The organism is Pseudomonas sp. JDS28PS106 (assembly GCF_036706555.1).
In the GTDB taxonomy this organism is placed as follows: domain Bacteria; phylum Pseudomonadota; class Gammaproteobacteria; order Pseudomonadales; family Pseudomonadaceae; genus Aquipseudomonas.
On record NZ_JBAJGT010000002.1, the window covers coordinates 245,786 to 258,032 of the forward strand.

Below are 12,247 nucleotides of genomic sequence, written 5' to 3' on the forward strand. Positions count from 1 at the left end.
CAACTTCCGCACCGTCCGCAACAAGTGTTACGGCACAGCCGGTGCCTGAAGGTCAGGCGCGGGTATCCTCGTCCAGCGATTCGACGCCAACCTGATCCCAGACTTCTTCGGCCAGATGAAAAGTGGCATTGGCCGCCGGGATGCCGCAGTAGATCGCGCTCTGCATCAGCACTTCCTTGATCTCGTCGCGCGTCACACCGTTGTTGCGCGCCGCCTTGAGATGCAGGCGCAACTCGCCCTCGCGGTTCATGCCGATCAACATCGCGATGGTGATCAGGCTGCGGGTATGCCGCGGCAATCCCGGGCGTGTCCAGATGTCGCCCCAGGCATGACGGGTGATCATCTCCTGAAACTCTTCGTTGAAGGGCGTGAGTTTCTTCAGGCTGTTGTCTACGTGGGTGTCGCCCAGCACGGCGCGACGCACGCTCATACCGGCCTGATAGCGTTCTTCTTCAGTCATGGGGCATTTCCTTGTGCGAGGGTGTGTCCGGCGTCAGCCGCGAATGTTCGGCAAGGGCCCGCTCGACCCAGAGCTGTGCCTGGCCCAGGTAATGAGCCGGGTCCAGCAGGCGATCGAGCTCGGGGACAGAAAGCTGTCGAGTGACGTCGGGATCGCGACCCAGGACGTCGCGCAAGTGTGCGCCCTGCTCGACCGCGCTTCGACAGTTTCTTTCCACCAGTTCATGGGCGGCATCACGCCCGATACGCTGCGCCAGGGCGATGCTCACGGCTTCGGCCAGCACCAGACCGTGAGTCGCTTCGAGGTTGATCTGCATGCGCGCTGCATCGACCTCCAGGCCCTGCACGACCTGAAGAGCCTGTTGCAGTGAACCGGAAACCAGACAGCACAGCTCCGGCAGGGTCTCCCACTCCGCATGCCACAGCCCCAGACTGCGTTCGTGTTCCTGGGGCATGGCCGCGAGCAACGTCGACACCAGGCCCGGCGCGCGGGTGGCCGCCGCGATCATCACCGCAGCGCCCACCGGATTGCGTTTGTGCGGCATGGTGGAAGAACCACCCTTGCCGGGTGCCGCCGGCTCGAAGACTTCGCCGATTTCGGTCTGCATCAACAGGCTGACATCACGTCCCAGCTTGCCGAGAGTTCCGGCCAGCATACCCAGCACAGTGGCGAACTCGACCAGCCGGTCGCGGTGGGTATGCCAAGGCTGCTCGGGCAATTTCAGCGCAAGCTCTTCGGCCAAGGCTTGCGCCACGGCGAGGCCCTGATCGCCCAGCGCGGCGAGTGTGCCCGAAGCACCGCCGAACTGCAGGGTCAGCAGACGCGGCTTCAGCTCGGTGAGCCGCTGACCATGACGAGTCAGCGCGCCCAGCCAGCCGGCGATTTTCAGACCCAGAGTCACCGGCGTGGCCTGTTGCAGCCAGGTACGGCCCGGCATCGGTGTGGTGGCATGACGGCCTGCCTGGTCGGCCAGTGCGTCGCCAAGCGTTTGCAGGTCGCGCTCCAGCAACGCGACCGCTTCACGCAATTGCAGCACCAGCCCGGTGTCCATCGCATCCTGGCTGGTGGCGCCCATGTGCACGTAGCGCTCCGCTTCGGGGTTGGCTGACGCGATACGCTTGCCCAGCGCCTTGACCAGCGGGATGGCGGAATTGCCCGCGCTGCACACCGCCGTTGCCAGCGCCTGAAAGTCGTAATGCCCGGCGTCGCAGCCCGCTTCGATATCGGCGACCAGCGCTTCGGGGACCAGCCCGACCCGCGCCTGGGCCCGGGCCAGCGCGGCTTCGAAATCCAGCATGCCTTGCACCCGACCCGCGTCGCAGAATACGTCGCGCATCCCGGCGCCCGTAAACCAGGCGTCGAAAAGTTGATTGCTCGGTCTGTTCACGTTACAGCTCCAGGTCCAAGTCCATGTCTATGAGCTCAGGTGGCATCCGAATGGCTCACCCAGCCCTTGATCAGAATCGCCAGCGCCGCGAGCGCGGCCGGCACCACCAGCGCTGTCAGTACTTGTTCGAAATTCCAGCCCAGGCCCAGCAGGGTCGCGCCAGCCCAGGCGCCAAGAATCGCGCCGAAGCGACCGATGCCCAGCATCCACGACACGCCGGTGGCGCGCCCCTGGGTCGGATAAAAACGCGCGGCCAGCGACGGCATCGCCGACTGCGCGCCGTTGATGCACATGCCGGCGACCAGCACCAGTGTGGCGAGCACCGCGACGTTGCCCAGGCTTTGACCGACCAGCCAGGCGAACACGCCCGCCAGCGCGTAGGCCACACCTATGACCTTGTGCGGGTTGAAGCGGTCCATGGCCCAGCCCACCCCCACCGCGCTGAGCACGCCGCCGAACTGGAACAGCGCGCCGATGAACGCCGACTGCTCCATGCTCGCGCCGCTCTCGCGCATCAGGGTCGGCAGCCAGCTGGTCAGCAGGTAAACGATGACCAGCCCCATGAAATACGTCAGCCACAGCAGCAGGGTTCCCGCGCTGTAGGTGCCGGAAAATATCACCTTGAAGACGTTGCGACTGGCGACGGTCTTCTGCTCGGGCACGCTGAAGTCCTTGGCCAGCGATACCGGGCCGGGGCCTATCGGCGCCAGCACCTGACGCACCCGCTCGGCGCCCCGGTTGCGAACCACCAGAAAACGCGCCGACTCCGGCAGCCAGATCATCAGCACCACAGCCAGCACCAGCGGCAGCACCCCGCCCAGCAGCAACAGACTTTGCCAGCCCAGGCTTGGAATCATCTTGGCCGAAACAAAGCCGCCGCAGGCCATCCCCAGGTTGAATCCGCAAAACATGCTGGTCACCAGCAGCGAGCGGATGCGCTCAGGCGTGTACTCGGACAACAGGGTCGTGGCATTGGGCATCGCCGCGCCGAGGCCCAGGCCGGTCAACAAGCGCAGGATCATCAGTTGTTCAAGATTGTTGCTGTAGGCAGACGCCAGGCTGAACACGCCAAACAGCGCAACCGCGACCACCAGCACCAGCTTGCGGCCGAAGCGGTCGGCCAGCGGGCCTGATCCCAGGGCGCCGAACACCATGCCGATCAGCGCGGCGCTCATCACCGGCCCCAGACTGGCCCGGTCGATGCCCCAGTCCTGGCTCAGCGCGGGAGCGATGAAGCCCATCGCCGCCGTGTCCAAGCCATCGAGAAACACGATCAGAAAGCACAGGGCGACCACGCGCCACTGGTAAGAGGAAAGCGGTTGGCTGTTGATGAACGTCTGTACATCAAGCGTTCCGGCGGCGGTTCCGCTGGCGGATAGGGTCATGCTGGTTACCTTTATTGTTATTAGGAAGCGCCTGACCCGCTATCTGCGAGTCTGGCGGTACAGCGCACGCGGGATGTTGCCTAGAAGTCGAAGAACACGGTTTCGTCGTCGCCCTGGACCCGGATGTCGAAGCGGTAGCCCAACTGCCCTTCCACCGTACAGCGCCGGGCGATCAGCGTCTCGCGGCGAGGCGGTTGCTCGATCAGGTTCAGCACCGGATCGACCGCGTTGGTCTGGGCGTGGTCATCGAAATACAGGCGGGTCTGCAAGTGGATATTGATGCCACGGGCAAACAGCGAGACGTTGATGTGCGGCGCCATGCTCACGCCGGCCGCATTCGGCACGCTTCCCGGCATGACGGTCCGCAGCGACCATAAACCGTCATTGTCGGTCGCGGTGCGGCCGAAGCCGTTGAAAGGCCGCTGTGGGTCGTAGACGCTGTCGTAGACACCGGCGTGATCGGCCTGCCAGAACTCCAGGTAGGCATCGCGGATCAAGTGGCCGTTGCCGTCGTAGACGTTGCCGAGCAACAGGATGTGCTCACCCGGAGCGCCTGGCTTGGCCATGTCGTTCCAGATTTCCAGCTCGCGAGTCGGATTCCCGGCCACGGCCAGCGCCAGACCGATGTGCACGTAGGGGCCGGCGGTCTGCGAGGGCGTTTCCTGCAACAGTTGAACAGGCATGTCGAAGCTCCTCAGCAGTTTTCGAAATGGGTCTTGCGCTGACCGCGCAGCACGATGTCGAAGCGGTAGGCCAGGCAATCCATCGGGTTGCCCATGCCCATGTCGAGTCGGGCGATCAGGCTCTGTACGGCCTCGGGCTGGGTGATGGACTTGACGATCGGGCACATCGGGATCAGCGGATCGCCTTCGAAATACAGCTGGGTGATCAGGCGCGTGGCGATGGACGGGCCGCTGACCGAGACGTGGATATGCGCCGGACGCCAGTCATTGGGACCATTGCGCCACGGATACGGGCCTGGCTTGACGGTGCGGAAACTGTAATTGCCGTCGCGATCGGTCAACGTGCGCCCCACGCCACCGAAGTTGGGGTCGATCGGCGCCAGGTAGGCGTCGCGCTTGTGACGATAACGGCCGCCAGCGTTGGCCTGCCAGATCTCCACCAGGGTGTTCGGCACGGGTTTGCCGTATTGATCGCAGACCCGCCCGGCGACGATGATTCGCTCGCCGATGGGCAAACCGCCATGATCGAAATTGAGCAGCAGATCGTTGTCATGGCGACCGAACTGCAAATGCGAGAAGTCGGGCCCGGTGGTTTCGGAGATCGACTGCGGAATGCTGACCAGCGCCTGGCGCGGAGAGCGCAGGACCGAGGTTTTGTAGTCCGGTGTCAGGGCTTTCGGATGCCAGTTGCGATCACGAATGACGAAGCGGCTGTTGTCCGCGACAGACATGGTGTTCTCCCGAGTTGTAATTATTAGGAGCGTTGCGTGTGACAGCGAGCGGGTGGCGGTCACGACGCGATGCAGGCTGCGGCGGAGTGTCGCGTGAGAACACGAATTCGGAAATTGAAAAAATATCGTCGATCCATAACCGTCTGGTTATGAATAACGGCCCGCCCGATAACCTTCGCCCACGGCCCGCAGTTCGTCCACGCACCATTGGGCCGCGCGCGACAGCGGCACCGCCGGATTGGTACAGATCCCCACCGATCCGCCCGGCTCGCGAATGCCGACGTCCAGTTCCGCCAGCGTTCCGCTCTGCATGTCCTGCACGACGGCGTCCAGCGGTGCGATCCAGATCGCGTCGCTGCATTCCACATAGCGGCGACTGAGGGTCAGGGACAGGGTTTCCAGGCGCTGACGTGACGGCTGGATGCCGTATTGCACGAACAGGCTGTCAGCGAACTTGCGGATGGTCGTCCCTGCGAGCGGCAACACCAGCGGAAAATGCTCCAGATGCTCCCGGCGGCGCTCGGCGCCCAGCAGCGGATGCCCGGCCCGCACGACCAGGGTCATGGACTCGTTGTACAGATGCTCGAACGTCAGGCCCTGAATCTGCGGGCTGTCGGTCATGCGTCCGACCACCAGGTCCAGCTCACCGACCCGCAACTGCGAGAGCAGATAGGCGCTGGGGCCGGTCATCACGCTGACGATCAATGCCGGGTAACGGGCGTGCAGACGCTGGATCGCCTCGGGCACCAGCAGGCTTTCGGCGGTGGACAGCACGCCCAGGCGCGCGGTCACGGTTTCGTGCGCGCCGGAGCGCAGGCTGTTCACCCCTTCGCGAAGCGCCTGCACGCTGGGCCCGGCGAAACGCATGAAGGCAACGCCCGCCTCGGTCAGGGCCGCACCGCTCTTGCTGCGCACGAACAACGAAGTCGCCAGCAGGGTTTCCAGTTCCTTGAGCGTTTTGGACAGCGCCGGCTGACTGATCGACAAGGCATCCGAAGCCCGGGCCAGGCTACCCTGGCGGGCGACTTCGAGAAAGCACACCAGATGGCGAAATTTGATGCGGGTGTCGATATTCAATGCGCGTCCTGCCTGAAGAGTCGAGTCTGCCCGTGTCATTCAGGCCGCTCGTGGGGCCGCCGGCGCTCAGCGAGTCAGGAACGAGGCGACCTGCGCGCTTTCGAACGGCCAGTCCAGCTCGGCGCCGGTGTCGATCCGGCGCAATACCGGAATGCGCAGACAATAGCGTTCGTGATGCACGGGATCCTCGGCGATGTCCACCAGCTCCACCAACAGACCGTGCTCCACGAAGGGCAACAGTTCGGCCTCTGCCGTTTCGCACAGATGGCAACCCAGGGTCCCGAACAACTGGCATTCCGGAAGCATCGACCTATCCTCAGGCATGAATGAAAACCGGGGCCGGTATTCTAAGCCCGCGTGCCCTGTGCGTCGAGGCAAGCCTGCCGGCAACGCAGTTACAGGGTCTCTTACAACGGCTCGCCGGGCTAGCGCCAGTCGGGTTGACGGAAGGCACGATCCGAACCCGACATCTTCATGGAAATCTTGTCCAGTAACCGCTCGGCGTTGAGCTGGGTCGCGTTACTGCTGACCGCTATGAACAGCAAGCCCGCGACCACGGCGGCGGACGGAATCCGCCCGGTAGCCTGCTTTTCGAGACTGGCCAGAAACAGACAGGCCGCGACCCCGCCCAGCATGGCGCCAGCCAGCGCTTCGGGCAGCGGATGGATGAAGGGGGCGACGCAGAACGCAGCGAACAACCCGCCGAGCGACAATCCCAGGCCGGCAGCCGGCCAGCGCAATGTCGGGCGGACTTGCCGGACCAGCAGGCTCAGGCCTACCGGCAGCATCAGGCACATGTTCATCGCATGACCGCTGAGCACATAAATCCCCAGGCTTTCCAGCGCGACGCCCCAGCCTTTGAATGCCACCTTGCTGATGATCACCGCTGAATAGGTCACCAGCAGCGTCGCGGCCCACAAGGCGGCCGAGCGTCTGGAGCGGGTGGTCCACAGCCAGATTCCGATCACCAGGGCGGCGGGCAGCATGACCGAGATGCCGCCGTAGGGCGTGAGCGTATGTAAATCCATCGTTCGAGCCTCGCGTGCTGACAGTGTCGAACTGTGCATCACAGCAAAAGCTGATGGCCGCGCGCCACATATGATTTTCTATCAGCCGGTACGCAGCGCGCCGGTTTTAAAGCGCCGTTTGCTCAACGCATTGGCACGGTCAAGCACCGGCTTTTCGAAGCCGCGATAGCCGACCCAGCCGTAGCAGACCGCCGCCGCCATCATCAGCAGCGCAAACAGCAGATTGTCCAGCTGGCTCTGCGGCCAAGGCCCGATCCAGGCCCAGACCTTGCCGATCACGCCCAGCACCAGCAGGTGGGACAGGTAGATGGTGTAGGACATATCGCCGATCGCGGTCAGCGTTCCGGGCATCGTCACCCGCCCTCGCCGTTCCAGCAACGCCAGCGTCATGACGATGATGCCGAACGGGACACCCACCACCAGCATGCGCAGCAGGCCCGGACTGTCGTACAGCCGCAGCCAGCCGATCAGCGGCAGGCCAACGACCACCGCCAGGCCCAGCAAGGCCGCGACCGCAACGTCCGGAACGTCGGCGCTATGCCTGCTGTAAAAGAATTTCGCCAGCAACGCACCGGTGATGAACTCCAGCGCATACGGGTGCAGGATGATTTGCAGCGCCGGGTCGAACGACTGCCAGTTTCCAATCGCGTTGAAACCCACCAGCGCCGCGGCCCACGCCGCCAGCGCCCAGGTGAGACGCGATTCACGCAACAGCAGAAAGCCGCTGAACACCACGTAAAACCACAGCTCGAACACCAGCGACCACGCGACCATCACCAGCAGCACCTTGTCGCTGGGCAGCAGCAGGAACGACATCAGCAGGTTCGACGAGCCGTGGCCGCTGTTCACCAGCCCCGGCTGCGCCAGGTAGACGGCCAGGGTGATGAGGAAATACAGCCAGTAGGTGGGGTAGATGCGCGACACGCGATTGAACAGGAAACGTTGCGCCTCGACTGCATTCTGGAAACGTCCGCGACTGACGATCACCATCACGAAGCCGCTGATGACGAAGAACAGGTCCACACCCAGTTGAAAGAAATCCAGGAAAGCCGGCAGCAGGCTGTCGCCGCCCGAATACTTCGCTTCCACCGATATCATGTGAAACAGCACGACGCCCAGCACCGCCACGCCCCTGAGCCCCTGCAGGGAATACAGCCGCTCCATGCCACTCTCCATCACTGACCCGCGCGGTCGGTCAGGCGCCCGCGCCGGTACTGCCAGACTTCTGATCTCGAGGCAGCAGGCGCCGGCCCGCCGGCCTTCGAAAATGTGCTAGAGCATAGCTAAACCACAGCCTCCTGAAACCTGCATTTTGCGCCGGGACTCCCAAGGCGCGCCGGCTCGGCGGATCACAGGACCGCCCACAGAAATGAACCTTCTGGAATCGGCTGTACTCGAAGCCTCCATACAGTCACCCTACGGAGAGAACCATGCCTAGCCAAACCGCACAGAATGCCCAGGAAATCCTCAAGGCAGACTTCCAGACGCTGGTTGCCGATACCGAGAAACTGCTTGAGCACACCGCTTCGCTGGCTGGCGAGCAGGCCGACGAGCTGCGCGACCAGATCCGCGAAAGCCTGCTGCAGGCCAAGGCGACCCTGAAGACGACCGAAGAATCGGTTCGGCTGCGTGGCGAGGCCGCACTGGTTGCGACTGAAGAATATGTACAGGCCAAGCCCTGGCAGTCGGTGGGCATCGCCGCCGGCGCGGGTTTCCTGCTCGGTCTGCTGGTCACAAGGCGCTAAGTCATGACACATGCAACGGATCCAGTGCCGCCTGTAGCGGAACAAGGCGCATCGCCGCGACGCCTGGGCGCTGCTTTCCTGGGCCTGATGCACAGCCATGTCGAGCTGCTGGGAATCGAGCTGCAGGAGCAGAAAGCGCGCACCGTGAGCCTGCTGCTGTTCGCCGGGCTGGCCCTGGTGTTCGCCCTGCTGCTGTTGACCGGCCTGTCGGCGCTGCTGCTGATTCTGGTCTGGGACAGTTATCGAGTGGCGGGCATCATCGGACTATGCCTTTTCTACTTTCTGGCCGCGCTATTCTGCGGGCTGCGCATCCGGTCGGCGATCTACGATGAGTCGTCGCCGTTCAGCGCAACGCTCGAAGAGCTGGCCAACGACCGGGAGCGACTGCTGCCATGAGTGAACCCAAGTCCCATCAAGGCAGTTCCCGCCGCGAACTGCGCAAGGCGCTGATCCGCCTGCGCATGGAGATGCACCGCCAGGAAATCCGCCACGAATCGGCGCATCTGCTGCAGCCGCTGCAACGCTTTCGCGGCATGCGCAGCAACTGGAAAGGCGCGCTGGGACTTCCTCAGTCGCCCCTTTGGGGCGTGGGCGTGGCGGCCATCCTGGGGATGTTCGGCGGACGCGCCACCAAGACCCGCCGCTCGGGCAAGACCAGCAAAGTCGCGAGCCTGTTCAAGCTGGGCGTGACCTTGCTGCCGCTGCTCAAGGTCGCGGTGCAGAACCGTACACGCCGCCTCTGAAGCTGCATGATCAGAGCCCGTCCAGGCACGCCTGGGCGGGCTTTTTCGTTTCACGCCTTGCGTACCTTCGGTTCACCCGCGAAGCTACAGACTCTACGACTCGACGGAGCGAACCCCTTGGACTGGCAGACCCTGCTCAACCGTGAGCGCCTGGGCAAGACTCTTCACAGCCCTGAAGAGCTCGGCCGCAGCCCCTTTCACAAAGATCATGACCGGATCATCTTTTCCGGCGCCTTTCGCCGCCTGGGGCGCAAGACTCAGGTCCATCCGGTTTCCAGCAACGACCACATCCATACTCGCCTGACTCACTCGCTGGAGGTCAGCTGCGTCGGTCGCTCACTGGGCATGAGGGTCGGCGAGACCCTGCGCCCGGCCCTGCCCGACTGGTGCGACCCCAGTGACCTGGGCATGGTCGTCCAGTCCGCCTGCCTGGCGCATGACATCGGCAATCCGCCGTTCGGCCATTCCGGCGAGGACGCCATTCGCAACTGGTTTGCGCAAGCCGCCGGGCGTGGCTGGCTCGATGCAATGAGCGCCACCGAGCGCGACGACTTCCTCAATTTCGAAGGCAATGCCCAAGGTTTCCGCGTGCTCACGCAACTCGAATATCACCATTTCGACGGTGGCACGCGGTTGACCTACGCCACGCTTGGAACGTATCTGAAATACCCCTGGACGGCGCGTCACGCCGATTCCCTGGGTTACAAGAAACACAAGTTCGGTTGCTACCAGAGCGAGCTGCCCATCCTCGAACAGATCGCCTCGCGCCTGGGCATGCCGCAACTGGAAGACGAACGCTGGGCGCGGCATCCGCTGGTGTACCTGATGGAAGCCGCCGACGACATCTGCTACGCGCTGATCGATCTCGAAGACGGTCTGGAAATGGATCTGCTCGAATACGCAGAGGTCGAATCCCTGTTGTTGAGTCTGGTGGGCGACGACCTGCCGGAAACCTACCGGCAACTGGGACCGGGCGATTCGCGGCGGCGCAAGCTGGCGATTCTGCGCGGCAAGGCCATCGAGCACCTGACTAATGCCGCGGCGCGGGCGTTCGTCGAGCAGCAGGACGCGCTGCTGGCCGGGACGCTGCATGGCGATCTGGTCGAGCACATGCACGGCCCTGCCAAGCGCTGCGTGCTCAGCGCCAAGGACATGGCGCGCAAGAAGATCTTCCAGGACAAGCGCAAGACGCTGCACGAGATCGGTGCCTACACCACGCTGGAAGTCCTGCTCAACGCCTTTTGCGGCGCGGCCGTGGAACAGTTCGGTGGCCGCACGCCTTCGTTCAAGCATCGGCGCATCCTCGATCTTCTCGGCAACAGTGCGCCCAGCCCCGACGCGCCGCTGCACGCCTCGTTCCTGCGGATGATCGACTTCATTGCCGGGATGACCGACAGCTACGCCAGTGAGATGGCCCGCGAGATGACCGGTGGAGCGGGACATCTCTGACACCCGATACGGAACACGGCCGCTGATGCTGTAGTAAAACAGCGCAGCAGCCGTGATTTCTCTTAACGGCACACCGAAACTTCAGATCAGCCCTACACGCTTGTCAGAAACGTCCTATCGCCACCCCTCCCCGTCTTCACAATAATCCGCGCACCCAATTGCTGCATCGGCAGATCATCCGGCCGTCAGCGGCGACCCGATCCGCAGCTGTATCGATGCTATCGGAAGTGCCATGTTCAAACACAACCTGCGGATACTCCTGGTGGAAGATCACCCCTTTCAGCTGATCGCCACGCAAATCCTGCTCAACAACCAGGGCTACTTTCTGCTCACGCCGGCGCTCACCGCCGTGGAAGCGGTAGCTGCCATGGAGCGCAGCCCTGAACCGTACGACCTGCTGCTATGCGACCAGTGCCTGCCGGACCTGCCGGGTTTCGAGCTGATCACTCGGGCCTTCGAGCGTGGCCACGTGCGCAAGGCCATCGTTTTGAGCGGGCTGTGCGACAGCGTGCTGGAAAACATCGAACAAACCGCCCAGGAGCAAGGGCTGCCATTGCTGGGGTGCCTGACCAAACCCCTGCACGGCCCGGACCTTGCCCGCCTGCTCGCTGAGGGATTCACTGAAACGGGACGCGAGCCCCTGGCAGGCCCCTGAGAGACATCAACCGTTAAATCGTAGGAAAGCATTACTCGCACCCCTGGATTATTCCAGACGAAACTAAACAAGGGCTGTTTAAATCGCCATCGAACAGCCGGTAAACAAGTTCAAACGTGAAACTATCGCGACCCGCGACAGGTTAATTCGTACTCCGATACTCAAATTTCTGTAGGAAACTTCCTATATAGGCCTGTCGGCCCACTGCCTTCATGTGCGGCCCCGAACAACTGAGCTAAGGTGCGCGTTTTCTTCGCTGCTTCTATGGATCTAACTATGAACTCAGTTTTTATCATCGACGATCATCCCGTCATCCGTCTGGCCGTACGCATGTTGCTGGAAAACGAAAACTACGAAGTCGTAGGGGAAACGGACAACGGTGTCGATGCGATGCAAATGGTTCGCGAATGCATGCCCGACCTGATCATTCTCGATATCAGCATCCCCAAGCTGGACGGGCTGGAAGTGCTGGCCCGCTTCAGCGCCATGGGGCTGCCATCGAAGATCCTGGTGCTGACTTCGCAGACCCCGCATCTGTTCGCCATCCGGTGCATGCAGTCCGGAGCGGCGGGTTACGTCTGCAAACAGGAAGACCTCAGCGAGCTGCTCAGTTCGGTCAAGGCCGTATTGTCCGGCTACAATTACTTTCCCAGTCAGGCACTGGCACCGGCCGTGATGGAAGACGGGCGAGCGCACGAGATCGAGTTGTTCAAGCTGGTCAATGATCGCGAACTGATGGTCTTGCAGTTATTTGCCCAGGGGCGTTCCAACAAGGAAATAGCCAAGGGCATGTTTCTCAGCAACAAGACCGTGAGCACCTACAAGACCCGGCTGATGCAGAAACTCAAGACCAGAACCTTGGTAGAACTTATCGAGATGGCAAAACGCAACGCGCTAGTGTGAG

15 protein-coding genes are annotated in these 12,247 nt (G+C 62.8%); 6 read left to right on the plus strand and 9 right to left on the minus strand.

All coding sequences use genetic code 11. From position 1 onward, the window contains the following. Window positions 1-52: 52 nt before the first annotated feature. The 9 genes from pcaC to TRP66_RS04405 form a co-directional block, all read right to left on the minus strand. Window positions 53-460: a 4-carboxymuconolactone decarboxylase gene (gene pcaC / locus TRP66_RS04365; protein ID WP_333400131.1), complete on the minus strand. Its 408-nt coding sequence runs from the start codon at window positions 458-460 to the stop codon at window positions 53-55. Then, a complete protein-coding gene (locus TRP66_RS04370) occupies window positions 453-1,847 on the minus strand; it encodes a 3-carboxy-cis,cis-muconate cycloisomerase (RefSeq protein WP_333400132.1) in 1,395 nt (464 codons plus the stop codon). Before TRP66_RS04370 ends, pcaC begins: the two co-directional genes overlap by 8 nt. Window positions 1,848-1,882: 35 nt before the next feature. Continuing rightward, window positions 1,883-3,232: an MFS transporter gene (locus tag TRP66_RS04375; RefSeq protein WP_333400133.1), complete on the minus strand. Its 1,350-nt coding sequence runs from the start codon at window positions 3,230-3,232 to the stop codon at window positions 1,883-1,885. Between the two features lie 80 nt (window positions 3,233-3,312). Further along, complete coding sequence (gene pcaG / locus TRP66_RS04380) at window positions 3,313-3,915, minus strand: protocatechuate 3,4-dioxygenase subunit alpha (RefSeq protein WP_333400134.1); 603 nt, start codon at window positions 3,913-3,915, stop codon at window positions 3,313-3,315. An 11-nt stretch (window positions 3,916-3,926) separates the two neighbouring features. Then, a complete protein-coding gene (gene pcaH, locus TRP66_RS04385) occupies window positions 3,927-4,646 on the minus strand; it encodes a protocatechuate 3,4-dioxygenase subunit beta (protein WP_333400135.1) in 720 nt (239 codons plus the stop codon). Window positions 4,647-4,793: 147 nt separating this feature from the next. After that, entirely contained in the window at window positions 4,794-5,723 is a 930-nt protein-coding gene (gene pcaQ / locus TRP66_RS04390; RefSeq protein ID WP_333400136.1) for a pca operon transcription factor PcaQ, read from the minus strand. Between the two features lie 66 nt (window positions 5,724-5,789). Next, window positions 5,790-6,029 carry a glutaredoxin family protein gene (locus TRP66_RS04395; RefSeq protein WP_333400137.1) on the minus strand — a complete coding sequence of 80 codons (240 nt, stop codon included), beginning with the start codon at window positions 6,027-6,029 and terminating at the stop codon, window positions 5,790-5,792. 119 nt (window positions 6,030-6,148) lie between these two features. Further along, window positions 6,149-6,751, minus strand: a complete 603-nt coding sequence (locus TRP66_RS04400) for a hypothetical protein (protein ID WP_333400138.1) — start codon at window positions 6,749-6,751, stop codon at window positions 6,149-6,151. A gap of 81 nt (window positions 6,752-6,832) precedes the next feature. After that, window positions 6,833-7,915: an acyltransferase family protein gene (locus TRP66_RS04405; RefSeq protein WP_333400139.1), complete on the minus strand. Its 1,083-nt coding sequence runs from the start codon at window positions 7,913-7,915 to the stop codon at window positions 6,833-6,835. Between the two features lie 266 nt (window positions 7,916-8,181). Between TRP66_RS04405 and TRP66_RS04410 the strand changes: the two genes are divergently transcribed. From TRP66_RS04410 to TRP66_RS04435, 6 genes are all read left to right on the plus strand, one after another. Then, complete coding sequence (locus TRP66_RS04410; protein ID WP_333400140.1) at window positions 8,182-8,496, plus strand: DUF883 family protein; 315 nt, start codon at window positions 8,182-8,184, stop codon at window positions 8,494-8,496. 3 nt (window positions 8,497-8,499) lie between these two features. Beyond that, window positions 8,500-8,892 carry a phage holin family protein gene (locus TRP66_RS04415; protein WP_333400141.1) on the plus strand — a complete coding sequence of 131 codons (393 nt, stop codon included), beginning with the start codon at window positions 8,500-8,502 and terminating at the stop codon, window positions 8,890-8,892. Next, window positions 8,889-9,239 carry a hypothetical protein gene (locus TRP66_RS04420; RefSeq protein WP_333400142.1) on the plus strand — a complete coding sequence of 117 codons (351 nt, stop codon included), beginning with the start codon at window positions 8,889-8,891 and terminating at the stop codon, window positions 9,237-9,239. Before TRP66_RS04415 ends, TRP66_RS04420 begins: the two co-directional genes overlap by 4 nt. A 117-nt stretch (window positions 9,240-9,356) precedes the next feature. After that, the gene (locus tag TRP66_RS04425) at window positions 9,357-10,688 is read left to right on the plus strand and encodes a deoxyguanosinetriphosphate triphosphohydrolase (protein WP_333400143.1); all 1,332 of its coding nucleotides are present in this window, start codon (window positions 9,357-9,359) and stop codon (window positions 10,686-10,688) included. 232 nt (window positions 10,689-10,920) lie between these two features. Beyond that, complete coding sequence (locus TRP66_RS04430; RefSeq protein ID WP_333400144.1) at window positions 10,921-11,343, plus strand: response regulator; 423 nt, start codon at window positions 10,921-10,923, stop codon at window positions 11,341-11,343. Window positions 11,344-11,619: 276 nt separating this feature from the next. Next, entirely contained in the window at window positions 11,620-12,246 is a 627-nt protein-coding gene (locus TRP66_RS04435; protein ID WP_333400145.1) for a response regulator transcription factor, read from the plus strand. Window position 12,247 lies beyond the last annotated feature (1 nt).